This is a genomic window from Rhizobium sp. BK060, from assembly GCF_014193145.1.
In the GTDB taxonomy this organism is placed as follows: Bacteria; Pseudomonadota; Alphaproteobacteria; order Rhizobiales; family Rhizobiaceae; genus Rhizobium.
In genome coordinates this window covers 259,528-281,767 of the sequence record NZ_JACHYW010000003.1, presented here as the reverse complement: position 1 = coordinate 281,767, position 22,240 = coordinate 259,528, and the positions used below count along the sequence as shown (strand labels likewise).

The 22,240-nt window shown below is 59.5% G+C and carries 20 protein-coding genes and 1 pseudogene; 3 read left to right on the top strand and 18 right to left on the bottom strand.

Translation table 11 applies throughout. The features are described from left to right. Positions 1-51 precede the first annotated feature (51 nt). From lipA to eno, 11 genes and pseudogenes are all read right to left on the bottom strand, one after another. On the bottom strand, positions 52-1,023 hold the full coding sequence (gene lipA / locus FHT71_RS05135) for a lipoyl synthase (RefSeq protein ID WP_132590952.1): 972 nt from the start codon (positions 1,021-1,023) through the stop codon (positions 52-54). 42 nt (positions 1,024-1,065) lie between these two features. Then, on the bottom strand, positions 1,066-1,314 hold the full coding sequence (locus FHT71_RS05130) for a GlsB/YeaQ/YmgE family stress response membrane protein (RefSeq protein WP_132590950.1): 249 nt from the start codon (positions 1,312-1,314) through the stop codon (positions 1,066-1,068). Positions 1,315-1,388: 74 nt separating this feature from the next. After that, positions 1,389-1,643, bottom strand: coding sequence for a GlsB/YeaQ/YmgE family stress response membrane protein (locus FHT71_RS05125; RefSeq protein WP_007790427.1), 255 nt, complete (start codon positions 1,641-1,643; stop codon positions 1,389-1,391). 75 nt (positions 1,644-1,718) lie between these two features. After that, positions 1,719-3,182 carry a dihydrolipoyl dehydrogenase gene (lpdA, locus tag FHT71_RS05120; protein WP_007790424.1) on the bottom strand — a complete coding sequence of 488 codons (1,464 nt, stop codon included), beginning with the start codon at positions 3,180-3,182 and terminating at the stop codon, positions 1,719-1,721. Positions 3,183-3,197: 15 nt separating this feature from the next. After that, positions 3,198-3,798 (bottom strand): annotated as a pseudogene (locus FHT71_RS05115) (GNAT family N-acetyltransferase). Positions 3,799-3,800: 2 nt separating this feature from the next. Beyond that, positions 3,801-4,442, bottom strand: coding sequence for an SGNH/GDSL hydrolase family protein (locus FHT71_RS05110; RefSeq protein WP_007790418.1), 642 nt, complete (start codon positions 4,440-4,442; stop codon positions 3,801-3,803). Between the two features lie 19 nt (positions 4,443-4,461). Beyond that, positions 4,462-5,799: a pyruvate dehydrogenase complex dihydrolipoamide acetyltransferase gene (locus FHT71_RS05105; RefSeq protein WP_183719122.1), complete on the bottom strand. Its 1,338-nt coding sequence runs from the start codon at positions 5,797-5,799 to the stop codon at positions 4,462-4,464. Between the two features lie 17 nt (positions 5,800-5,816). After that, positions 5,817-7,196 (bottom strand): pyruvate dehydrogenase complex E1 component subunit beta, encoded by a 1,380-nt coding sequence (locus FHT71_RS05100; protein WP_132590946.1) that lies wholly within the window; start codon positions 7,194-7,196, stop codon positions 5,817-5,819. Between the two features lie 17 nt (positions 7,197-7,213). Further along, the gene (gene pdhA, locus FHT71_RS05095) at positions 7,214-8,260 is read right to left on the bottom strand and encodes a pyruvate dehydrogenase (acetyl-transferring) E1 component subunit alpha (protein WP_018858807.1); all 1,047 of its coding nucleotides are present in this window, start codon (positions 8,258-8,260) and stop codon (positions 7,214-7,216) included. Between the two features lie 146 nt (positions 8,261-8,406). After that, the gene (locus FHT71_RS05090; RefSeq protein WP_007532419.1) at positions 8,407-8,727 is read right to left on the bottom strand and encodes a septum formation initiator family protein; all 321 of its coding nucleotides are present in this window, start codon (positions 8,725-8,727) and stop codon (positions 8,407-8,409) included. A 140-nt stretch (positions 8,728-8,867) separates the two neighbouring features. After that, positions 8,868-10,142, bottom strand: a complete 1,275-nt coding sequence (gene eno / locus FHT71_RS05085) for a phosphopyruvate hydratase (RefSeq protein WP_132590942.1) — start codon at positions 10,140-10,142, stop codon at positions 8,868-8,870. A gap of 424 nt (positions 10,143-10,566) precedes the next feature. Between eno and FHT71_RS05080 the strand changes: the two genes are divergently transcribed. Further along, positions 10,567-12,411: a HAMP domain-containing methyl-accepting chemotaxis protein gene (locus tag FHT71_RS05080; RefSeq protein ID WP_132590940.1), complete on the top strand. Its 1,845-nt coding sequence runs from the start codon at positions 10,567-10,569 to the stop codon at positions 12,409-12,411. A 23-nt stretch (positions 12,412-12,434) separates the two neighbouring features. On the opposite strand, the gene kdsA is transcribed toward FHT71_RS05080, so the two are convergent. Next, on the bottom strand, positions 12,435-13,280 hold the full coding sequence (gene kdsA, locus FHT71_RS05075) for a 3-deoxy-8-phosphooctulonate synthase (RefSeq protein WP_132590938.1): 846 nt from the start codon (positions 13,278-13,280) through the stop codon (positions 12,435-12,437). Then, positions 13,277-14,158 carry a VOC family protein gene (locus FHT71_RS05070; protein ID WP_132590936.1) on the bottom strand — a complete coding sequence of 294 codons (882 nt, stop codon included), beginning with the start codon at positions 14,156-14,158 and terminating at the stop codon, positions 13,277-13,279. The genes kdsA and FHT71_RS05070 overlap by 4 nt, the downstream gene beginning before the upstream one ends. 199 nt (positions 14,159-14,357) lie before the next feature. On the opposite strand from FHT71_RS05070, the gene lexA reads away from it, so the two are divergent. Continuing rightward, a complete protein-coding gene (gene lexA / locus FHT71_RS05065; protein WP_007790400.1) occupies positions 14,358-15,074 on the top strand; it encodes a transcriptional repressor LexA in 717 nt (238 codons plus the stop codon). A gap of 1,414 nt (positions 15,075-16,488) precedes the next feature. Beyond that, on the top strand, positions 16,489-17,778 hold the full coding sequence (gene gltA, locus FHT71_RS05060; protein WP_132590932.1) for a citrate synthase: 1,290 nt from the start codon (positions 16,489-16,491) through the stop codon (positions 17,776-17,778). Positions 17,779-17,807: 29 nt separating this feature from the next. Here the strand turns inward: gltA and lpxB are convergent, their stop codons facing one another. From lpxB to lpxD, 5 genes are read right to left on the bottom strand one after another with little or no spacing between them, the layout of a single operon-like run. Next, entirely contained in the window at positions 17,808-18,989 is a 1,182-nt protein-coding gene (lpxB, locus tag FHT71_RS05055; RefSeq protein ID WP_007790394.1) for a lipid-A-disaccharide synthase, read from the bottom strand. Next, positions 18,986-19,867 (bottom strand): LpxI family protein, encoded by an 882-nt coding sequence (locus FHT71_RS05050; RefSeq protein WP_165933118.1) that lies wholly within the window; start codon positions 19,865-19,867, stop codon positions 18,986-18,988. The genes lpxB and FHT71_RS05050 overlap by 4 nt, the downstream gene beginning before the upstream one ends. Positions 19,868-19,870: 3 nt before the next feature. Continuing rightward, on the bottom strand, positions 19,871-20,689 hold the full coding sequence (gene lpxA, locus FHT71_RS05045) for an acyl-ACP--UDP-N-acetylglucosamine O-acyltransferase (protein WP_132590928.1): 819 nt from the start codon (positions 20,687-20,689) through the stop codon (positions 19,871-19,873). After that, on the bottom strand, positions 20,686-21,153 hold the full coding sequence (gene fabZ, locus FHT71_RS05040) for a 3-hydroxyacyl-ACP dehydratase FabZ (RefSeq protein WP_132590926.1): 468 nt from the start codon (positions 21,151-21,153) through the stop codon (positions 20,686-20,688). Before fabZ ends, lpxA begins: the two co-directional genes overlap by 4 nt. Beyond that, the gene (lpxD, locus tag FHT71_RS05035) at positions 21,146-22,207 is read right to left on the bottom strand and encodes a UDP-3-O-(3-hydroxymyristoyl)glucosamine N-acyltransferase (RefSeq protein WP_132590924.1); all 1,062 of its coding nucleotides are present in this window, start codon (positions 22,205-22,207) and stop codon (positions 21,146-21,148) included. The genes fabZ and lpxD overlap by 8 nt, the downstream gene beginning before the upstream one ends. Positions 22,208-22,240: the final 33 nt, after the last annotated feature.

Below are 22,240 nucleotides of genomic sequence, written 5' to 3'. Positions count from 1 at the left end.
AAAGCCGCGGGAAGATCGCCGCGGCTTTAAAAAAATGCAAGCGCTCGTTGATTATTCCGCTGCGATCAGCAGCTTCTTCTCGCGTGCGGCCTTCAGGCGGGCAAAATCGTCGCCGGCATGGTGTGACGAGCGCGTCAGCGGGCTCGAAGCCACCATCAGGAAGCCCTTGGTGTAGGCGACCGTCTCATAGGACTTGAATTCGTCCGGGGTGACGAAGCTCATGACCGCATGGTGCTTGCGGGTTGGCTGCAGGTACTGGCCGATCGTCAGGAAGTCGACGTCTGCGGTCCGCAGGTCGTCCATCAGCTGCAGCACTTCGTTTCGTTCTTCGCCGAGGCCGACCATGATGCCCGATTTCGTGAACATGGTGGGGTCGAGTTCCTTCACGCGCTGCAGCAGACGGATGGAGTGGAAGTAGCGAGCACCAGGACGAACGGTCAGGTAATTGCCGGCGACCGTTTCCATGTTGTGGTTGAATACGTCGGGCTTGGCAGCGACGACGCGTTCTAGGGCACCCGGCTTCTTCAGGAAGTCAGGCGTCAGGATCTCGATGGTCGTCGTCGGCGACGCCGCACGGATCGCCCAGATCACCTTCTCGAAGTGCTCAGCGCCACCATCCTCCAGATCATCGCGGTCGACGGAGGTGATGACGACGTGGGAAAGCCCCATCTCCTTCACCGCCTTGGCGACATTCTCCGGCTCAGCCATGTCGAGCGCATTCGGCTTGCCTGTCGCGACGTTGCAGAAGGCGCAGGCGCGGGTACAGATCTCGCCCATGATCATGAACGTCGCGTGCTTCTTGTCCCAGCACTCGCCGATGTTGGGGCAGCCGGCTTCTTCGCAGACAGTGACGAGCTTGTGCTCCTTCACGATCGAGCGTGTCTCCGCGTAGCCCTTCGAGGTCGGCGCCTTGACGCGGATCCAATCTGGCTTGCGCATGACTTCCTGATCGGGCCGATGCGCCTTTTCCGGATGCCGCAAGCGCTTGGCGGCAGGATTGATCGTGTCGAGAATGGTTACCATGGCAGTTCAAATCTCCGCCGCTCTATGCGGCAAAAGCCCTATTTATCGGCGGACGAGCCGCGCCACGAATATCAGCAAGCAGGCACCAAGAAAACCCGTGACGAAATAGCCGAGCCTGCCGCCGGCCACCTCCATATGAAATTGCGCCAGAATCGCGGTAGTGACGACTGAGCCGACGATGCCGAGCACGATGTTGAGCAATATCCCGTAGCGCGCCTCCATCAGCTTGCCTGCGAGCCAACCCGCAAAACCGCCGATGATGATCGCCGCGATCCAGCCTACGCCTTCCATCCTGCCCTCGCCCGTTATAGTCCCATGTTCAACCGCATCTTATCCGAAAACCGCTTCGCGTTCTTCGGGACGCGCTATGCTATTGCCCTTGCAATCAGAACCACAATGATGGCTCCAACCGTTGCGTGAATGATCTGCACCACCAACGCATTGTCGATACCGAGCGATATTCCAAGCGCGTTGAAGAGAAAGCCTCCGACGAACGCACCGATGATGCCGCTCAGCAGGCACCGTATCAATCCGCCTCCACCGACGACTAGGCTTGCGAGGAACCCCGCCACTAGGCCGATCAAGAGAAAGATGAGTAGTGCCTGCGTACCCATAGACATGATGATTTCCTTTCGTTTTTTCCACCCTGGGATGGCTCTAACCCACGCGGGGATGGAGTGCAGCGAGGGAAATTATCAAGCGTTCAGCACCCGACCGTAGGCATCAAGAACCGCTTCCTTCATGGTTTCGGAAACAGTTGGATGCGGGAAGATCGTATGCATCAGTTCTTCCTCGGTTGTCTCGAGGTTCATCGCGACGACGAAGCCCTGGATTAGCTCGGTGACTTCAGCGCCAACCATGTGTGCGCCAAGCAGTTCGCCGGTCTTCTTATCAAAAATCACCTTGCAGAGGCCTTGGTCTTCGCCAAGCGCGATCGCCTTGCCGTTCGCCGCAAAGGAGAAGCGGCCGACGCGGATGTCGCGGCCCAGCTCCTTGGCCTTCGCCTCGGTCAGGCCGACGGAGGCGACCTGCGGGTTGCAGTAGGTGCAGCCCGGGACCTTGCCCTTGTCCGTCGGATGCACGTTCGGAAGACCGGCAATCTTCTCGACGCAGACGACGCCTTCGTGCTCGGCCTTGTGAGCGAGCATCGGCGGGCCGGCGACGTCACCAATCGCGTAAATGCCTGATACGTTGGTCTTGCCGTAGCCGTCGATGACGATGCAACCGCGGTCCGTCTTGACGCCCACAGCCTCCAGCCCAAGGTTTTCGATGTTGCCTTGCACGCCGACAGCCGAGATCATCCGATCAGCGGTGATCTGCTGGATCTTACCATCCGATGTCTCGACATGAGCCGTGATGCTGTTGGCGGACTTTTCGACCTTGGCGACCTTGGCGCTCGTGAAGATTTTCAGCCCGCGCTTTTCCAATTGCTTGCGAGCGATCGCAGTAACTTCCGCATCCTCGACCGGCATGATGGTCGGCATGACTTCGACAACAGTGACGTCGACGCCCATGGAGCGGTAGAAGCTTGCGAATTCGATGCCGATGGCGCCCGAGCCCATAACGATCAGCGATTTCGGCAGCACATCCGGCTTCAGCGCTTCGAAATAGGTCCAGATCAGCTTGCCATCAGGCTCGATACCCGGCAGAGCGCGCGGACGGGCGCCGGTCGCAACGATGATGTGCTTGGCGGTGTAGGTGCCCTCGCCCTTGACGCCCTTCGGCACCGGGTGCTGCGGCTCGACCACCGGCTTGGACGACTTGCCGACGACGACTTCGCCCGGCTGAGCTCCAGTCGAAGCCTTGGTAATCTTGGCTTCGCCCCAGATCACATCGACCTTGTTCTTCTTCATCAGGAAGCCGACACCGCCGTTCAGGCGCGCGGAGACGCCGCGCGAGCGGGCAACGACCGCCTTCACGTCGGCGCTGACCTTGCCTTCCAGCACGAGACCATAGTCCTTCAGGTGGTTGGAGTGGTCGAGAATTTCAGCCGAGCGAAGCAGAGCCTTGGTGGGGATGCAGCCCCAGTTCAGGCAGATGCCGCCCAGATGCTCGCGTTCCACGATCGCGGTCTTGAGGCCCAACTGGCTGGCCCGCACAGCGGCGACATAGCCCCCGGGTCCGGAGCCGATAATGATGACGTCGTAATTCTCAGCCATGTTTTCCTGCCTTTACTATCGGGCGTCGCGGGTGAGAAGCACCCACTCGTGTTTCCTGCCGTTTTCGAAGAAGGCCACGGCATCCGCGCGCGCCGCCTCCGAAAATCCATTCCTTTTGTAAAGCGACAGGGCCGCTTCGTTGTAACCTGCGGTAATCAGGCTGACAGGCGCGTTTTGCGCCCGTTCAATCTGATCCTTCAGAAGCCGTCTGATCCTTCAGAAGCCGTCGACCGATCCCGATGCCACGCAGATGGCTGTAGACACCGAGCGTTCCGATAAACCAGCTTCCCACCACCATTTTCTGCAGATCGATGACCGGCCTCAGCGCCGGGCGATCCGCCTGGATATTCCGTATGCCTTCACCCAGACCATAGCCGATCGCAGCTCCCGCGATCTCGCCGTAGGCTTCGGCAATAACGGCATCGCTCCAGTTGCCGTGCCCCTGGTCGCCGCGCAGCTTCTGCCGTCCACGCTCCATCGGCGTATCACCGCCGCCGTTTCCAAGCTCCGCCAGCCAGAGCCAGGAGGCGAAACCATGCGAGGCGATATCCGTGAGTAAAGCCAACTCCGTCGCATCCTCCCGCGTGGCGGAACGAAGCGAAACGAAGGATCCCATGCTCAAAGCCCCAGCATCATCCGCACAGTCGATTCCATGCCGCGCCCGAGAGCGCGGGTATTCTCCGCATCGAGGTGAATGCCATCGACCGGGGTCGTCTTCGCTACAGAATTGCCGTCGAAGAAGCCGCAGCCGAGCTCGTCCGCGAGATCGCGATAGAGGGTGGGAAGCTTCGCCGACTCCTCGATGCCGCCAACGAACGACGCCGCAAACGGCACGTTCGCTGTCTCACGGACCTTCGGCGGCGCGACGATCAGAATGTCAGGTCCATCGAATTCGAAGGGCCACGCATGATTGCGGATCAACCGCACCAGCCGGGCGATGCCCTGGCAGGCGGCAAAGGCCGACCCTGCCACGACAGGCTTCATGTCGTTGGTGCCGAGCAGCAAAATGACGAGATCAAGCGGCGCATGGCTCTGCAGGATCGTCGGCAGGATGCGTGCGCCATTCCGGTCGCAGTCAGCGAGATGATCGTCGAAGGCGGTGGTCCGCCCGTTCAATCCTTCAGCGATGACCCGGACCTCGTTGCCGAGTGCCGCCTGAAGCGTGCTTGGCCAACGATCCTTGTAGGCATGACGTCCGATGGTATCGGCGTCATAGCCCCAGGTCAGCGAGTCACCATAGCAAAGAACGGTCTTCGTCATTTCCGCCTCCGCTCCGGTCTCAAACGAGCATGCCCATCGGATTCTCGATGTAGCCCTTGAACGCCTGCAGCAGCTCCGCACCGAGCGCGCCGTCGACACAGCGATGGTCGGTCGAGAGCGTGACGCTCATCACGGTCGCTATGACCATTTCGCCCTTACGTACGATCACACGCTGCTCGCCTGCGCCGACCGCTAGGATCGTTGCATGCGGCGGGTTGATAACGGCCGCGAAATTCTTCACGCCCATCATGCCCATGTTCGAGACCGACGTCGTACCGCCCTGATATTCTTCAGGCTTCAGCTTGCGATCCTTGGCGCGCTTGCCGAGGTCACGCATCTCGTTGGAGATGACCGAAAGGGTCTTTTCCTCGGCCTTGCGGATGATCGGGGTGATCAGGCCGCCCGGGATCGAGACAGCAACGCCGACATCGGCGTGCTTGTGCTTGACCATGTTGGCTTCGGTCCAGGAGACGTTGGCATCCGGAACATCGCGCAGCGCCAGTGCCATGGCCTTGATGACCATGTCGTTGACGGAGAGCTTGTAGGCAGCGCCGCCATCCTTGCGGGGAGCCGCGTCGTTGAGCTGGGCGCGCAGCGCCAGCAGCGCATCGAGTTCGCAATCGACGGTGACGTAGAAATGCGGCACGGTCTGCTTGGATTCGACGAGGCGCTTGGCGATGACCTTGCGCATGCCGTCATGCGGCACGAGCTCGTAGGAGCCCGGCTCGAAGAGCTTGAGAACGGTTTCGTCGGACGCGCCCTTCGGTGCGGCGGCCGGCGCCGGTGCGGCAGCCTGCGGTGCGGCTGCGGCAGCCGGAGCCGCCTTGGCGCCACCACCTGTGACAAAAGCTTCGACGTCGCTCTTGACGACACGACCGTGCGGGCCGGAGCCGGAAATGGCGGACAGATCGATACCGACTTCCTTCGCCAGACGACGCGCGAGCGGCGAGGAGAAGGTCCGGTTCCCGCTTGCCGGAGCGGCTGCGGGTGCAGCAGCCGGCGCTTGTGCGGCGGGAGCATTTGCGGCTTCAGCCTTCGGGGCTTCGGCAGCGGTTTCAGCCTTGGGAGCCGGAGCAGCAGAGCCTGCATCGCTGGCAGCAGCAGCAACGTCTTCGCCTTCGCCGGCAAGAACCGCGATCAACGCATTGACCTTGACGCCTTCGGTACCGGCCGGGACGACGATCTTGGCAACAGTGCCTTCGTCAACGGCTTCGACTTCCATTGTCGCCTTGTCGGTCTCGATCTCGGCAATGACATCGCCAGACTTGACGGTGTCACCTTCCTTGACGAGCCACTTGGCCAAATTGCCTTCTTCCATGGTTGGAGAGAGGGCGGGCATAGTGATGTTGATAGGCATCGAGTACCCTCCCCTTGTTATTTGTAGCAAACAGCCTTCACGGCATCGACGACTTCACCGACGTTCGGAAGCGCAAGCTTCTCGAGGTTGGCAGCGTAAGGCATCGGGACGTCCTTACCGGCAATCGTCAGGATTGGCGCATCGAGGTAATCGAAGGCCTGCTGCATGACGCGGGTGGCGATTTCCGTGCCGACGCAGTTCTGCGGATAGCCTTCCTCAACGGTGACCAAGCGGCCTGTTTTCTTGACCGATTCGATGACCGTCGGAAGGTCCATCGGGCGCAGCGTGCGCAGATCGATCAGTTCTGCGTCGATGCCGATCTTTTCGAGTTCCGCGACAGCCTTGACCGCATAGGTCATGCCGATACCGAAGGAGACGATCGTCACGTCCTTGCCGGGACGATGGATGCGGGCCTTGCCGATCGGCAGAACGAAATTGTCCATCTTCGGCACATCGAAGTGCTGACCGTAGAGAATTTCGTTTTCAAGGAAGACGACCGGGTTCGGATCGCGGATCGCAGCCTTCAGCAGGCCCTTGGCGTCGGATGCCGTATAGGGCATGACGACCTTGAGGCCCGGGATCTGGCTGTACCAGGACGCGTAATCCTGACTGTGCTGGGCGCCGACGCGGGCAGCTGCACCGTTCGGGCCGCGGAAGACGATCGGAGCGCCCATCTGGCCGCCCGACATATAGAGTGTCTTGGCAGCGGAGTTGATGATCTGGTCGATCGCCTGCATAGCGAAGTTGAAGGTCATGAACTCGACGATCGGCTTCAGGCCGGCCATCGCAGCACCAACGCCGACGCCGGCAAAGCCGTGCTCGGTGATCGGCGTATCGATAACGCGCCGCGCGCCGAATTCCTGCAGAAGACCCTGGGTGACCTTGTAGGCGCCCTGGTATTCGGCAACCTCTTCGCCCATGACGAAGACGCTGTCGTCAGCGCGCATTTCTTCGGCCATGGCATCGCGAAGCGCTTCGCGGACGGTCATGGAGACCATTTCGGTGCCTGCCGGAATTTCGGGATCATTCGGCACGGCAGCCTTCGGCTCTGCTGGAACCGGAGCAGCGGGCGCCGGCTTTTCTTCCGCCTGCAGGGCGGCGGCAGCCGGGGCGGGCTGCGCGGCGGGTGCGGCGGAGATGTCGGAGGCCAATTCGCCGTCCTGCAGCAGGACCGCGATCTTGGCGTTAACCTTCACATTTTCGGTACCGGCCGGCACCAGCAGCTTACCTATGACGCCTTCATCAACGGCTTCGACTTCCATCGTCGCCTTGTCGGTTTCGATCTCGGCAATGACGTCACCTGATTTGACGGTGTCGCCTTCCTGCTTGAGCCACTTGGAAAGCGTGCCTTCTTCCATCGTCGGAGAGAGGGCGGGCATGAGAATATCGATTGGCATGGGTCGTCCCTCCCCGATTAGAGCAGAATGTCAGTGTAGAGCTCGGATGCATCCGGCTCCGGATCGGACTGGGCGAAGTCGGCGCTATCAGCAACGACATCGCGCACGTCCTTGTCGATCGCCTTCAGATCGTCTTCCGAGGCCCAGCCCTTTTCGAGCAGACGCGCACGCACCTGTTCGATCGGATCCTGCTCGGAGCGCATCTTCTGCACTTCTTCCTTGGTGCGGTACTTCGCCGGGTCCGACATAGAGTGGCCGCGATAGCGGTAGGTCAACATTTCGAGGATGATCGGGCCTTTGCCGGAGCGGCAATGCTCGAGGGCTTCGTCAGCTGCAGCCTTGACCGCGCGGACATCCATGCCATCGACCTGGATGCCGGGAATGCCGAAACCGGAGCCACGGAGGGAGTAGTTCGACTGCGCGGTAGCACGCGCGGTCGAGGTTCCCATGGCATAGCGGTTGTTCTCGACGATGTAGATGATCGGCAGCTTCCACAGAGCGGCCATATTGAAGCTCTCGTAGACCTGGCCCTGATTGGCGGCACCATCACCGAAGTAGGCGACGGAGACACTGTCATTGCCGCGATAGCGGTTGGCGAAGGCAAGGCCCGTTCCGAGCGAAACCTGGGCACCGACGATGCCATGCCCCCCGTAGAAATGCTTCTCCTTGGAGAACATGTGCATCGAGCCGCCCTTGCCGCGCGAATAACCGCTACGGCGCCCGGTCAGCTCGGCCATGACGCCACGCGCGCTCATGCCGGTTGCCAGCATATGGCCGTGATCGCGATAGGCGGTGATAACCTGATCGCCTTCCTTCTGCGCCATCTGCATGCCGACGACCACAGCTTCCTGGCCAATGTAAAGGTGACAGAAACCACCAATGAAGCCCATGCCGTAAAGCTGTCCGGCCTTCTCCTCGAAGCGGCGGATCAACAGCATCTCGCGATAGGCCTTGAGCTCCTCATCGCGCGTAAAATCAGCAACAGGACCACCATTGGATGCCTTGTTTGCCGGCTTTGCGCTAGTTTTACGGCTGGAAACGGTCGCGGTTTTTCGCGGCGCCATTCACCCCTCCCTACGGGTTTGTCGGTTCTTTGGTGGCGCGTACCATAGGGAAGAAATTTCGCCGCAGCAATGCCATAAATGCATGGCTCGTATTCATGAGTAAACTACTGATAAACAAGACTTTATTTCAGTTAACTGAATTTCGGTTAATTGGAATAGTGATTGAATATGACGATCTCGTCGGCACGAGAAACATTCAGCTGAAGACGCGCTTTCTCGTCCAGCATATCCTTGTCCATCGAACCGTCGCTCAGCAGCGCGACCTGCTTTTCGAGATGCTCGCGCTTGCCCTTCAGAACCGCCAACTCCCTTTCACGCGCTATCCGCTGGCGCTCGAACCCCTCGGTTGCCCGCAGACCGTAATCACCGTGGATGCAATGATAGCCGAAGTAGGAGAGAAACGCGACCGTCATCGCCGGAACGACGAAACGACCGATCTTTTTCTTTTTGTGATGCTTTGTCCACATAAACGCACGCTCGAACGCATTACCTCGATGCGTCCAAGACTACCGGGCAGAGATTAACTGTCCGTTGACTATGAAAAATTAAGCAAGAAAAGACCCGCGCCTTTGGGACGCGGGTTCGAAGTCGTTGAAATCAGATGCGATTAGCCGCGGATGATCGAACGGCCGGCGTAGCGGGCCTGCGGGCCGAGGCCTTCTTCGATGCGGATCAGCTGGTTGTACTTGGCAAGACGATCCGAACGCGATAGCGAACCGGTCTTGATCTGACCGCAGTTGGTGGCAACGGCCAGATCGGCAATCGTCGAATCTTCGGTTTCGCCCGAGCGGTGCGACATGACCGCAGTGTAGGCAGCCTTGTGGGCAGTGTTGACGGCGTCGAGGGTTTCCGTCAGCGAGCCGATCTGGTTGACCTTGACGAGGATCGAGTTGGCAACACCCATGCGGATACCGTCGCGAAGACGGGCCGAGTTGGTGACGAAGAGATCGTCGCCGACCAGCTGAACCTTCTTTCCTGCCAGATCCGTCAGAGCCTTCCAGCCGTCCCAATCATCTTCGGCCATGCCGTCTTCGATCGAGATGATAGGGTACTGGGCCGCGAGCTGTGCAAGATATTCGGCCATGGCACCCGATTCCAGCGTGCGACCTTCGCCTTCGAGGACGTACTTGCCGTCCTTGAAAAATTCCGTCGAGGCGCAGTCGAGGCCGAGGCTGATGTCGTCGCCCGGCTTGTAGCCGGCTTTCTCGATGGACCTCATGATGAAGTCGAGGGCTTCAGGCGCGCTCTTCAAGCCCGGCGCGAAGCCACCTTCGTCGCCGACGTTGGTGTTGTGACCCTGAGCCGACAATTCCTTCTTAAGGACGTGGAAGACTTCCGAGCCCATGCGGACGGCCTCGCGGATGGAATCGGCGCCGATCGGAAGGATCATGAATTCCTGGAAGTCGATCGGATTGTCGGCATGCGCACCACCGTTGATGATGTTCATCATCGGAACCGGCAGAAGATGGGCGCTCGCACCGCCGACATAGCGGTAAAGCGGCAGGCCGGAAGCCTGAGCAGCCGCCTTGGCAACGGCGAGCGACACGCCGAGGATGGCGTTGGCACCGAGACGCGACTTGTTCGGTGTGCCGTCCAGCTCGATCATGATGTTGTCAATCTGGATCTGGTTTTCGGCGTCGATGCCACCGATCGCGTCGAAGATTTCCGTATTGGCGGCTTCGACGGCCTTTTCAACACCCTTGCCGAGATAGCGCTTGCCGCCATCACGCACTTCGACGGCTTCGTGAGCACCGGTCGAAGCGCCCGACGGCACCGCCGCGCGGCCCATGCTGCCATCTTCGAGATAGACATCGACTTCGACGGTCGGGTTGCCACGGCTGTCGAGAATCTCGCGGGCGATAATGTCGGTAATTGCGGTCATCGGCTCTTCCTGCTCGAGGGTGGATAAATCGTTCGAAGCCTGTTTAATCGAAGGCACGCAAATTACAATGCCACACCGACGACACACGGCACGTCACGGACCTATCGCGCGAATATGTCAGGCTTTTGAAGAGGCGCGTCACGGCATCCTTCCGCTGCCCCTGCTCCAGTGTTTCGAAACTTCAGGTTTTGAAAACAAGTCACCACATTCAATGTGGTTGCAAATTTATCGATCAGTAACCAATTAATATTACAATTAATCCTCGATGAGGAAATACTGCCTGTCCTCCGGTAAGTAGTATTGCATGATGCACTTCCTTATGCGGTTCAATTCCGCCTGTTTATAGAGATTCTAAACTCCCTCCAAACTCCAAGCCATTTCAATAAACAACACCTGTTCGCTGTTAGAATTTACGGGGCGCCGGATGAAACTCAATATTGCTCGCAGCCTTGCCATCTTCGCGGCCGTCGTCACCGCAGGATTGATCACGTCGATCGGCATTCAGAATTACGCCTTCAACAAGCTGCGGGTGAACGGCGAGATGTATCAGCAGATCGTCTACGGAAAGGATCTCGTTGCCGATATCCTGCCGCCACCTCTCTATATTGTTGAATCCTACATGCTCGCACTTGAGGCGGTGCAGCGTCCTGAAGTCGCGCGGAAGAATATCGAGCGCATCCAGACTGTCCTGAAGCCCGCCTATAAGGATCGCCGCAAATATTGGTCGGAAACAGCGCTCAGCGCCGACCTCAAGGAAAAACTCCTGAACGATGTCCTCGTCAAAGGCGACGTGTTCTGGAAGGTGATGGCAGAAGAACTCGCCCCAGCCATTCTCAAGAACGACGCCGCCGTCATCCCGGCGGCTTTCGAGAAGCTTTCAACGAATTTCCATATTCATGAAGAGGCCGTCAACAAGCTCGTGGATATGGCGAACGCCTTCCTGGCTGCTGCCGAAAAGGATGCCGCCGAACAGACCCGCATCCTCTCCACCATCACGCTCGCGGCAGCAGCTGTCTCGTTTTTCCTGTTGCTCGGCGGCCTTTACGTCTTCCGTCGACGCGCTGTCGTGCCGCTCTCAGCAATGCGCGACTATATGGCGATCCTTGCCGCCGGCGATTATTCGAAGGAAGTGCCCTTCAGCCGCCGCGCCGACGAAATCGGCGAGATGGCGCGCGCCGTCTCCGTGTTCCGCGAAGCCGCCGAGGAACGGAACAATATCCGTGAGCGCCAGGATGCCGAACGCCAGGTCCAGACACAGCGCGATGCGGCGCTCGCCGCCACCAAGGCAGACGAGGAAGCTGCCCGCGAGCGCGTCATCACCAGTCTGAGCCGCGGTCTGGAGCGCCTTTCGGGCGGCGACCTCTCTGTCCAACTCAGCGAGCCCTTCGAAGCGACCTATGAAAAGCTGCGCGAGGAGTTCAACTCGAGCATCCGTACGCTTTCCGGCGCAATGAAAGAAATCTCAGCCGTCACGAATACGGTAGGGACTGGCTCGAGCGAAATCGCGTCGAGCACGGATGATCTGGCCCGGCGAACGGAACATCAGGCCGCCTCACTGGAGCAAGCAGCCTCGGCGCTCGACCAGATCACGGTCACCGTCAAGAATTCATCGGAACGGGCCAACGAAGCGAACGCGATGATGACGGCGACCAAGGAAAGCGCAAGCTACTCGGCGACCGTCGTGCACGAGGCGGTGGCCGCGATGGAGAAGATCGAGACATCATCCGCACAGATCGGCCAGATCATCAACGTCATCGACGAAATCGCCTTCCAGACCAACCTCCTCGCACTGAATGCCGGAGTGGAGGCCGCCCGCGCAGGTGATGCCGGAAAGGGCTTTGCCGTCGTTGCACAGGAAGTGCGCGACCTTGCCGGTCGCTCCGCCAATCTGGCGAAAGAAATCAAACAGTTGATCGAGACCTCTTCCAGCCAGGTTTCAGCAGGCGTCGGCCTTGTCAACCGCACAGGCGAAGCGCTCAGCAATATCGATCAGCAGATTCTCAAGGTCACGGCGCTGATCGAGGGGATCGTGCGTTCTTCCTCCGAACAAACCACCGCGCTCCTGGAAGTCAATGCCGCCATCAACACGATGGACAGTGTCACGCAACAGAACGCGGCGATGGTCGAGCAAACCAGCGCCGCCTGCCGAGAGCTGGGCGACGAGGCGGTGCGCCTCAATCACCTGCTGTCCCGTTTCTGTCTCGACGAAACGGGACAGTCCGCGACCATGGGATATGCCTCCCACAAAAGGATGGCGCTCGCCGGTTGACGGCCGACACCCGTCTGCCGGTTTCAGGCGGCCTTTGCAATCACGTCGAAGGCCAGCAGCTTTTCGAGCAGCCGCGGCATATCCTTCAAATAGACCATGTTCGGCCCGTCGGATGGCGCATTGTCAGGATCTTCGTGCGTTTCTACGAAGACACCGGCGACGCCAACCGCAACGGCTGCCCGTGCCAGCGTCTCCACGAATTCGCGCTGGCCGCCGCTCGAACCGCCCTGCCCGCCCGGCTGCTGCACCGAATGCGTCGCATCGAAAACGACTGGAGCACCCATCGCCGCCATGATTGGCAGCGAACGCATGTCGGAAACCAGTGTGTTGTAGCCGAACGAGGCGCCGCGTTCGCAAAGCAGAATATTCGGGTTTCCCGTCGAGTTCAGCTTGTTGAGAACGTTCTTCATGTCCCAAGGCGCCAGGAACTGTCCCTTCTTGACGTTAACGGCTCGGCCGGTCTTCGCGGCTGCCACTAACAGATCGGTTTGACGGCTCAGGAAGGCCGGGATCTGCAGGACGTCGACGACCGTCGCCACCTCGGCGCACTGCTCCTCGGTATGGATGTCGGTCAGAACCGGAAAGCCGTATTCCTTCTTGAGGTCCGAAAAGACCTCCAGCGCCTGTTCAAGACCTATGCCGCGCTGCGCCGACAGCGAGGTGCGGTTCGCCTTGTCGAACGAGGACTTATAGACGAGGCCGAGACCAAGCTTGTCGCAGAGTTCCTTCAATACACCGGCGACCATGAAGGCATGGTCGCGGCTCTCCATCTGGCAAGGCCCGGCAATCAGGGACAGCTTGCCGGCATTCGAAAAGGTGACGCGGCCGGCGCCTTCGCCGATCACGACTTCGGAATTTGTCTGGCTCATCGTTTCTCCTCGAAGGCGAAGAGCGCGCCCTGTCCGGGCGCCGCCTTCACCAGAATTCGATTATTCTTGCGCGTATAAGTCATCCCGTTAGCAGCCAAATGCGCTTCTGTCACGGCGAGATCACTGACCTTGAAGACAATGGCGACGCCACGCAGGCCGCGATCATTCGGTGCCGGAATATCGAAGTAGGCATCCAATCCATCTGGGGAGAGAACGCTCACTCTGGCGTTCGGAGTTGTCACACTCGCGCCAAAGGCCTCGTTGGTCACCGGGAGGCCGTGCGCCGCAGCACGCACAAATGGCGCAAATGCTTTTGGGTCCGGCGCGCCAAGAACGATCTCTGCGATCCCACTCACGCCATTTGCGTGCTTTTGCAGCGCTCTACGGTCGGCCGGCAGCGGATTGACGCGTTGGCACGTGAAAAAGAAAAAATCCGGAGCCCGCAGATCGACCGCGAACGCGAGCTTGAACGCAGCGGTGGCCTGAGAGCCGTCAGGCATCTTCATCGGCCGCTCGAACTGCAGCATCTCGCCGCCATTGATCTTTTCGGCAAGGAACCGGGCATGGTCGCGATCAGCATCGGTGGTCGCAAAGACCACCGCCGAGAAACCATCATCCCCGCATCGAAATCGGAAAGCCCGGTCACGCGCAGTGAAGACATTGCCTTTCTTCGCCGACGCCTCGTGCAGCTCCGCGTTGGCGACGCCTAAGGGTTCCAGGTATGTTTCGTCGGCGAAGAATATGCAGGCATTCTCGGTTCCAAAAGGATGCCGGGCATCGGGTGCGACGGTGAATCCCAGCTTTCCCAAGCGCTCGCGCGCAAGTCCGATATTGGAGACCGGCAGCACGATGTGGTCCAGCGGATGTGCTTCGCTCATGGCAAACTCTCCGGAATTTGCGAAGATGTGCGCCGGGCAAGGCAACAATGCAACCCCCTTCTACGCTTTCACTCAAAAGCGACGCAAAAACTGAGCAAGTTGCAGGCAAGTTTTATGAAAATTTAGGCACTTGCGGAACACATATGGAACATATAGTGTCTGTTCTGGCTTTGTTTCACGACTCTGGGGTTCAACTTCGATGCTGACGCGCAAGCAACAGGAGCTTCTTCTCTTCATTCACGAGCGGATGAAGGAATCCGGTGTCCCTCCGTCTTTCGACGAAATGAAGGACGCCTTGGATCTCGCGTCCAAGTCAGGCATCCACCGGCTGATTACTGCGCTCGAAGAACGGGGCTTCATTCGCCGACTGCCTAATCGGGCCCGCGCATTGGAGGTCATCAAGCTGCCGGAGGCATATAATCCGAGCCTCCAGCCCCGCCGCGGCTTTTCGCCGAGCGTTATCGAAGGCAGCCTCGGCAAGCCGCAGCCGGTTGCGCCGCCGAAGCCGGCTGCGCATGCCGACAACGACAGCTCGGCCTCCGTACCGGTTATGGGGCGGATTGCTGCCGGCGTGCCGATTTCGGCAATCCAGAACAATACCCACGACATTACAGTTCCGGCCGACATGCTTGGCCCGGGCGAGCACTATGCGCTTGAGGTGAAGGGCGACTCGATGATCGAAGCCGGCATCTTCGACGGCGACACAGTGATCATCCGCAACGCCAGCACGGCAAATGCCGGCGACATCGTCGTCGCACTCGTCGATGACGAGGAAGCGACCCTCAAGCGTTTCCGCCGCAAGGGCGCCTCCATTGCGCTTGAGGCCGCGAACCCGGCTTATGAAACGCGCATTTTCGGACCCGACCGCGTCAAGGTTCAGGGCAAGCTGGTCGGCCTCATTCGCCGTTATCACTAACGACAGGCAGCTCGTCGTCAAACGTACCGCTTCGACAGTTGTATGCCCGATGCCGCATCCAGGGGCGATCATGCGTGGTATACGAGGTCGTCACGATGGGTGCCCTGGTCGTCTATCCGTATCTCAGCGGTGCCCGAGCGGCGCAAGGTTTCGCCGGTGAATAGCAGTGCACCCGACCGGCATTCCGTCAGACGATATCGGCGGTGTCGCACGCAGCGCCGAAGTACACAGGGTTTTCGACGATTGTCAGGACGTAGCCGCTATCATGCGTGGCGGTGCACCAGGCGCCTTTCAGGCATACGAAGCGATTCGTAGCGCCCATCGCAGCCTGACGCAACGCATTGCGAGCATTACGCAGTTCCGCTGCCGAGAAGAGACGTTGAGCTTCACCTTTATTATCCCGCAGCCGAACAGGGCCGACGCCGTCCAATGATCGCGGTGGAGCACCCTTCGCCATTGATCGAAGATGAAGTCAGTCGGATGGAGTCGATTTTTGGTGCAAGGACTTGCCCTTTGACAATCGCGACAAGGCTGCCGTCCTCGGCAATGACAATGTCCCGGGCGACTGCGTCTGCGAGAGCGAGAGCGAGATGATGTAGCGCGCCAGCGGCCACGGCCATCGCCTTCCCGACGCTCGACGCGGCCCGTAATCGTCGTAGCTACAGGTGAATCCAATATGACGGTCGCCCTGCTCTGCGTTTCGAACTGGGCGAAAAGCATTCCCAGAACACCCAATACCCCTGCCTGCGCAAGATTTCGGGCGGCCTTGGCCTGCCGCCAGCGCAATCAGGGCCGACGCGACAATCCATGCTCCCAGGCGGATTGCTGGCGGATCACTTGCGAACTCAAACCAGAGGACGGCGCCAGTCCCGAGGAAGACCGGAGAAAACAGGACAAAGCGCCCATGTTCCATCTCCGTTGCCACAGCGCGTTGAAACCACGATGAGCAGCCGAGAGTCGCGGTCGTACCCCGCGTTGGCCAGGAAACGAGTGACGGCGTGCGGAAGGCGCGGAGGCTTGGGAGTAGATTGAGGCCGGAGAAAATAAGGCTCTGCCGCACGAGCAGGCGCACCCGCGCCCGGAGCGGCCTTTCTCACCTCAAATGGCTTCAACCGCGGCATGCATCTGCGCCCAAAAACAGCCGCCCTTGCAACCACAATGCAAGCTCTCGAGGCTTGAAGCAACAATAATCGATTGAAATCTGAAGGAAAATCGGAAATCAGAAAAGCCAAGGATTATCATTAGCTTCTGCTATGCGCAGGGTACATCGCAGCAGTGCCCAAAAGTTGATACTGCGATGCACAAAATGGCACCACGGTAACTTGGCATTAGGCGCGCGATCATATAGCTATCGTCGACGACGCTTAACCCTATGGCGCTTTTATGGCGCCAACCGCCAGTTTGGAGGATCAGAATGACGGAACAAAGCGCAACACTGAAAATCGGTGATAAATCAGTCGATCTCGCCATCAAGAGCGGCACGATTGGCCCTGATGTCATCGATATCGGCGCCCTGTACAAGAACACGGCTTCCTTCACGTACGATCCTGGTTTCACCTCGACCGCATCCTGTGAATCGAAAATCACGTATATCGATGGTGATGCCGGCGTATTGCTTCATCGCGGTTATCCGATCGAGCAACTTGCCGAGCACGGTGACTTCCTCGAGGTCTGCTACCTGCTTCTCTACGGAGAACTGCCGACCGCTGCCCAGAAGAAGGATTTCGACTATCGCGTCACGCATCACACGATGGTGCATGAGCAGATGAGCCGGTTCTTCACGGGCTTCCGCCGCGACGCGCATCCGATGGCCGTCATGTGCGGCTGCGTCGGCGCGTTGTCGGCCTTCTACCATGATTCCACCGACATCACCGATCCGCATCAGCGCATGGTCGCAAGCCTGCGGATGATCGCCAAGATGCCGACGCTCGCTGCCATGGCCTACAAGTATCACATCGGCCAGCCCTTCGTTTACCCGAAGAACGATCTCGACTACGCCTCGAACTTCCTGCGCATGTGCTTCGCAGTTCCCTGCGAGGAATATGTGGTCAATCCGGTTCTGGCCCGCGCCATGGACCGCATCTTCATCCTGCACGCCGATCATGAGCAGAACGCGTCGACCTCGACCGTTCGCCTCGCCGGCTCGTCGGGCGCAAACCCGTTTGCCTGCATCGCGGCCGGCATAGCATGCCTGTGGGGCCCGGCTCACGGCGGCGCCAATGAAGCAGCGCTGAACATGCTGACCGAGATCGGCACCGTTGACCGTATTCCGGAATACATTGCCCGTGCCAAGGACAAGAACGATCCGTTCCGTCTAATGGGCTTCGGTCACCGCGTCTACAAGAACTACGATCCGCGCGCCAAGATCATGCAGAAGACGACGCATGAGGTTCTCGGCGAACTCGGCGTCAAGGACGATCCGTTGCTCGAAGTCGCGATGGAACTCGAGCGTATCGCACTGACCGATGAATACTTCATCGAGAAGAAGCTCTATCCGAACATCGACTTCTACTCCGGCATCACGCTGAAGGCTCTGGGCTTCCCCACGACTATGTTCACCGTGCTGTTTGCTCTCGCTCGCACGGTCGGCTGGATTGCCCAGTGGAACGAGATGATCGAAGATCCAGAACAGCGTATCGGTCGCCCGCGCCAGCTCTACATCGGCGAGCCGCAGCGTGATTACCTGCCGGTCTCCAAGCGCTAAACCGCGATAGCAGTCTGCAAAAAGCCCGGTCAGAAATGGCCGGGCTTTTTCTTTTGAAGGACGTCGAGAACGATCTCTGCTGCGTGTTCTCCGGGCGGCTTTTCGGTCTGCATCCTCTGCCAGAGAACGTCGAACCCCTCCATCATCGCCCGTCGCGGCAAGGTGTCTGCCGCAAGCTTCTCCATCCAGCGTGCAAAGCTGCCGCCTCTGACCACGTCATTGATATATTCGGGTACAATAGCGTAGTCGGCGATCAGGTTCGGAAGAGCCGCGCTCCACGTTTTGATCTTGCTGGTCATGAGCTTGATGATCCAGTCCGTCTTGTAGGCCGAAATGCAGGGAACACCGGTCAGTGCCAGCTCGAGCACGACAGTCCCGGACGCGGCCATGGCCGCATCCGCTTCAGCGAATGCCTGCCACTTCGCCTCCGCGCCCGTCACGATCTCGGGCTTGGTCGTCCAATCCTTGACGAGATCACGGATCATGGATTCGCGTCGCGGCATGGTCGGCAAAACGAAGCGCACATCTCCGTTGCGGGCCACCAGCTCGCTCACGGCATCGCCAAAATGCGGCAGCAGCTTCATGATCTCGGACGAGCGCGAACCCGGCAGCAACATCACCGTCTTGCGGTCGGTTTCGTTTCGAGGTTTCGTCTGCTCGCGCTGGCGTCGCGCGCCCAGCAGGTTCGGATCGGCTGTCAAACGGTGACCGACGTACGTCGTTGGCGGACCGCCCAACTTGCGCATCACTTCCGGCTCAAAGGGCAAGACCGCCAGCACCTGGTCGACATAGGCGAGCATGCGCTGCGCGCGGTATTCTTTCCACGCCCATACGCTTGGACAAACATAATTGACAACCGGCAGGTCGGGCAGCGCCGTTCGCACGCGCTTTGCGACCCTGTGAGTGAAGTCGGGACTATCGACTATAATAAGCACATCAGGCTTTGCGGCGATGATCGTCGTCGCAGTCTCACCAATACGCCGAACCAGCCGTGGCAGTTTCGATAGAACCTGCGTGATGCCCATGACCTGCAGTTCGGAGAAATCGAAAAGCGAGCGCAGGCCCTGCGCCTCCAGCCCCTCGCCACCGACGCCGATCAGTTCCACACTGCCAGGAAACTGTCGTTTCAAGGCGGCGATCAGGTCCGCGCCCAGGAGGTCGCCAGAAACCTCTCCAACAATAATGGCAACTTTCAGTGAAGCCTCGCTCACACTAGCCCCCAGGATGGCAATCCCCTATCCAGTCCGCACACGAAGATACCGGCCTCATCCGCAGCCTTTATGACAGCGTCACGCTCCAGGATCAGCGAGCGACCCGCCTCAATCGCCACGCCGGCCAATCCCGCCTGGCGCAGGTTCTCGATCGTCGAAATACCGATCGACGGCAGGTCCGCGCGGATATCCTGCTGAGGCTTGCAGAGTTTCACGAGCACTCCGCGCCGGCGCGCGGAAATCCGTCCGGCCGACCGCAGGTTCGCGACACGCTCTAGCATGCTGTCTGTGCCTTCCACTCCCTCGAGCGCAACGATACGGCCACCGACTGAAACCGACCCCTGGCCAACGTCCAGCCTACCGAGAGCATCCGCCGCTTCTGCTGCTCGTACTATGTCCTTGGTGTCGTCGGCGCTTGGCTGCACTGCGCTCAATGGACCGACGCAGGCAAGCAGATCCGGTGCGATCTCGTGCGCGCCGACAACCCGGCGCCCATTCTCTTCGATCAGGGCGATGACCATGCGCAGCACCGTATCGTCGCCGCCAGCGAGCAGCGTGCGGATTGTCGACGGCAATTTCGCGAGGGTCTTCAGTGTCGGCCGAACTTCGCGCCACTCCGGGCGCCGGCGTACACCACCAGACATGACAACGCGATCTATGCGGTTGCTTTCAAAGATCCGGTTGAGAGCGGCGAAATCGCCGACGCCAATGACGGCGTGGTCAAAGCCTTCCCAAGAACGGTCGGCCTCGTCCTTCAGAGCGATGATGAAGGGGTTCTCGCCTGCTCGCCGCGCCGCAGTGGCGACATGAGACGGTAGAAGGCCGCTGCCTGCGATGATTGCCAAGCGGCCTTTTGCCATGTCACCAGCGAGAGCCAAGCATTACCCTTTCTGTCCCCTGGTCGGAGAGGAAAGAGCGCGATCGCTTTCCGCGGCGATAAAGTCGAGAATCTGAATGACCTGTTCGCAATCGGCGTACTCATCCCGGATCGCGGCGGCGTTGTCACGGATCGAACCGTCGCCTTCAAAGATCGCCTTGTAGGCGCGCCGCACGGCATGAATCGTCGCCCGGTCAACACCAGCGCGGGTCATGCCAACGACGTTCAGGCCGCTCAGAAGACCGGGATTGCCATTGAGCATGCCATAGGGAATGACATCATAACTGACAGCCGAGAGCCCACCGACAAAGGCCTGCCGGCCGACGCGCGTGAACTGATGCACGGCACAGCCGCCACCCAGAATGACACGATCCTCGATCGTGACGTGGCCCGCGAGCATCACATTGTTGGACATGATGACATTGTTTCCGACCCGGCAATCATGGGCGATATGGGAGTTCGCCAGGAAGAGATTGTTATTGCCGACAATCGTCTGGCCACCGAAATCGGCAGTTCCCGTGTTTACCGTCACTCCTTCGCGGAACGTGCAGTTGTCGCCGATCGTCAAGGTCGTCTCTTCGCCGCCATGATGAACGCTCTGAGGATCTCCACCGATAACGGCCATCGGGAAAATGCGGCAGCCCTTACCGATCGTCGTCTTGCCGGATACCACCGCATGCGCCAGCAGTTCCACATTATCGCCCAGCGCGACCTTCGACCCGACGTGGCAAAAAGGGCCGATCTTGACGTTCTCGCCGACGACGGCGCCGTCTTCGACGACCGCCATGGCGTGAATGCTGGCGCTGGCTGCTATGGTGCTCATGCTTGATCCTTGCGAACGATCATCGCCCCGATGTCAGCTTCGGCGACGAGCGCTCCATCAACCTTAGCATCGCAATGGAACTTCCAGATATTACCGCGCTGCTTCTGTTTCTTCACGTGATATTCGACACGATCGCCGGGAACGACCGGCTTGCGGAAACGCGCATTGTCGATCGTCATGAAGTAGACCAGATTCCCGGTTTCGTCTTGCTTCTTGGCGCAGATCGCTCCAGCCGTCTGCGCCATGCCTTCGATGAGCAGTACACCCGGCATGATTGGCGATTCGGGAAAGTGACCGGTGAAATGCGGTTCGTTTGCGGTCACGTTCTTGATGCCTACCGCGGATTCGTCGCCGTCAATATTGATGATCCGGTCCACTAGCAGGAACGGATAACGATGTGGCAGCAGCTTCATGATCTCAATGATATCTGCCGAAGAGAGCGAAGTCTTGGCTTCCTCAGTCATTCTTTTCTCCCGTTTTCTTACTGCCCGCTGATCGCGCCAAAATCGCTGCCGTCTCTCGCAGAAAATCGTGGATCGGACGCGCGGGCACACCACCGTAACGTTCCCCGGCAGGTATATCTCCGATCACGCCGCTTTTCGCGGCGATCTGCACTCCGTCACCGATTTTGATATGTCCATTCAGTCCGGCCTGACCGCCGATCTGCACGCCATCGCCAAGCACCGTGCTGCCGGCAATACCGACCTGGGAAACGATGGCGCAATGGCGTCCAATGCGGACGTTGTGGCCGATCTGTACCTGGTTGTCGATCTTCGTGCCTTCGCCGACGACCGTATCATCCATCGTCCCGCGATCGATCGACGTGTTGGCGCCGATCTCGACATGATCCTGAATGATGACCCGACCGATCTGCACGATCTTGATCATCCCGCGCGGACCTGGAGCATAACCGAAGCCATCCTGGCCAATCCGCGCACCGTTGTGAATGATAACACCGTTACCGACGAGTGCGCACAGCACGCTTGCGCCAGCCGCGATCGTACAATTACGGCCGATCTTGACGTTCGGTCCGATGACGGCGCCCGCTCCGATGTGTGTGCCCTCGCCGATTTCGGCATGCGCGCCGATGACCGCGAATGGCTCGACCGAAACCTTGCCCTCGAGCCGGGCCGTCGGATCAACGATCGCACGATCGGAGATACCGGAGGCTTCCGACAACAGTGCTCCAGGCCGCAGCGCGTTCGGATAGAGATAGCCCCCCGCCATGGCAAAAGCAGCATGAGCATTCTTCGAAATCAGAACAGGCAGATGATCGGGCACCAGTGATCTCAGACCGGTGCTGCAAAGCACGGCAGACGCCGCACACGTCGCGAGCTCGCCCTTGCTCTTCTTCGACATGATGTAACAGAGATCCCCCGCCTTCGCCCGGCTAACAGGCGAAACGGAACGGATCAGCACATCTGCAGTTTTGAGATCAGCAAGCTCTGCCCCAAGATATTGCGCCAACTCCGAGAGTTTCACGCCATCATGGGGCAGAAAAAAATCATTATGCTCCATCGGCAAATCTCCAGAACGGAATTCGGTTTTACG

What these genes read in the sequence shown, in the direction of transcription:
- lipA (WP_132590952.1), bottom strand. Translation starts at nt 1,023, where the DNA reads ATGGTAACCATTCTCGACACGATCAATCCTGCCGCCAAGCGCTTGCGG.
- FHT71_RS05130 (WP_132590950.1), bottom strand. Translation starts at nt 1,314, where the DNA reads ATGGAAGGCGTAGGCTGGATCGCGGCGATCATCATCGGCGGTTTTGCG.
- FHT71_RS05125 (WP_007790427.1), bottom strand. Translation starts at nt 1,643, where the DNA reads ATGTCTATGGGTACGCAGGCACTACTCATCTTTCTCTTGATCGGCCTA.
- lpdA (WP_007790424.1), bottom strand. Translation starts at nt 3,182, where the DNA reads ATGGCTGAGAATTACGACGTCATCATTATCGGCTCCGGACCCGGGGGC.
- FHT71_RS05110 (WP_007790418.1), bottom strand. Translation starts at nt 4,442, where the DNA reads ATGACGAAGACCGTTCTTTGCTATGGTGACTCGCTGACCTGGGGCTAT.
- FHT71_RS05105 (WP_183719122.1), bottom strand. Translation starts at nt 5,799, where the DNA reads ATGCCTATCAACATCACTATGCCCGCCCTCTCTCCAACCATGGAAGAA.
- FHT71_RS05100 (WP_132590946.1), bottom strand. Translation starts at nt 7,196, where the DNA reads ATGCCAATCGATATTCTCATGCCCGCCCTCTCTCCGACGATGGAAGAA.
- pdhA (WP_018858807.1), bottom strand. Translation starts at nt 8,260, where the DNA reads ATGGCGCCGCGAAAAACCGCGACCGTTTCCAGCCGTAAAACTAGCGCA.
- FHT71_RS05090 (WP_007532419.1), bottom strand. Translation starts at nt 8,727, where the DNA reads ATGTGGACAAAGCATCACAAAAAGAAAAAGATCGGTCGTTTCGTCGTT.
- eno (WP_132590942.1), bottom strand. Translation starts at nt 10,142, where the DNA reads ATGACCGCAATTACCGACATTATCGCCCGCGAGATTCTCGACAGCCGT.
- FHT71_RS05080 (WP_132590940.1), top strand. Translation starts at nt 10,567, where the DNA reads ATGAAACTCAATATTGCTCGCAGCCTTGCCATCTTCGCGGCCGTCGTC.
- kdsA (WP_132590938.1), bottom strand. Translation starts at nt 13,280, where the DNA reads ATGAGCCAGACAAATTCCGAAGTCGTGATCGGCGAAGGCGCCGGCCGC.
- FHT71_RS05070 (WP_132590936.1), bottom strand. Translation starts at nt 14,158, where the DNA reads ATGAGCGAAGCACATCCGCTGGACCACATCGTGCTGCCGGTCTCCAAT.
- lexA (WP_007790400.1), top strand. Translation starts at nt 14,358, where the DNA reads ATGCTGACGCGCAAGCAACAGGAGCTTCTTCTCTTCATTCACGAGCGG.
- gltA (WP_132590932.1), top strand. Translation starts at nt 16,489, where the DNA reads ATGACGGAACAAAGCGCAACACTGAAAATCGGTGATAAATCAGTCGAT.
- lpxA (WP_132590928.1), bottom strand. Translation starts at nt 20,689, where the DNA reads ATGAGCACCATAGCAGCCAGCGCCAGCATTCACGCCATGGCGGTCGTC.
- fabZ (WP_132590926.1), bottom strand. Translation starts at nt 21,153, where the DNA reads ATGACTGAGGAAGCCAAGACTTCGCTCTCTTCGGCAGATATCATTGAG.
- lpxD (WP_132590924.1), bottom strand. Translation starts at nt 22,207, where the DNA reads ATGGAGCATAATGATTTTTTTCTGCCCCATGATGGCGTGAAACTCTCG.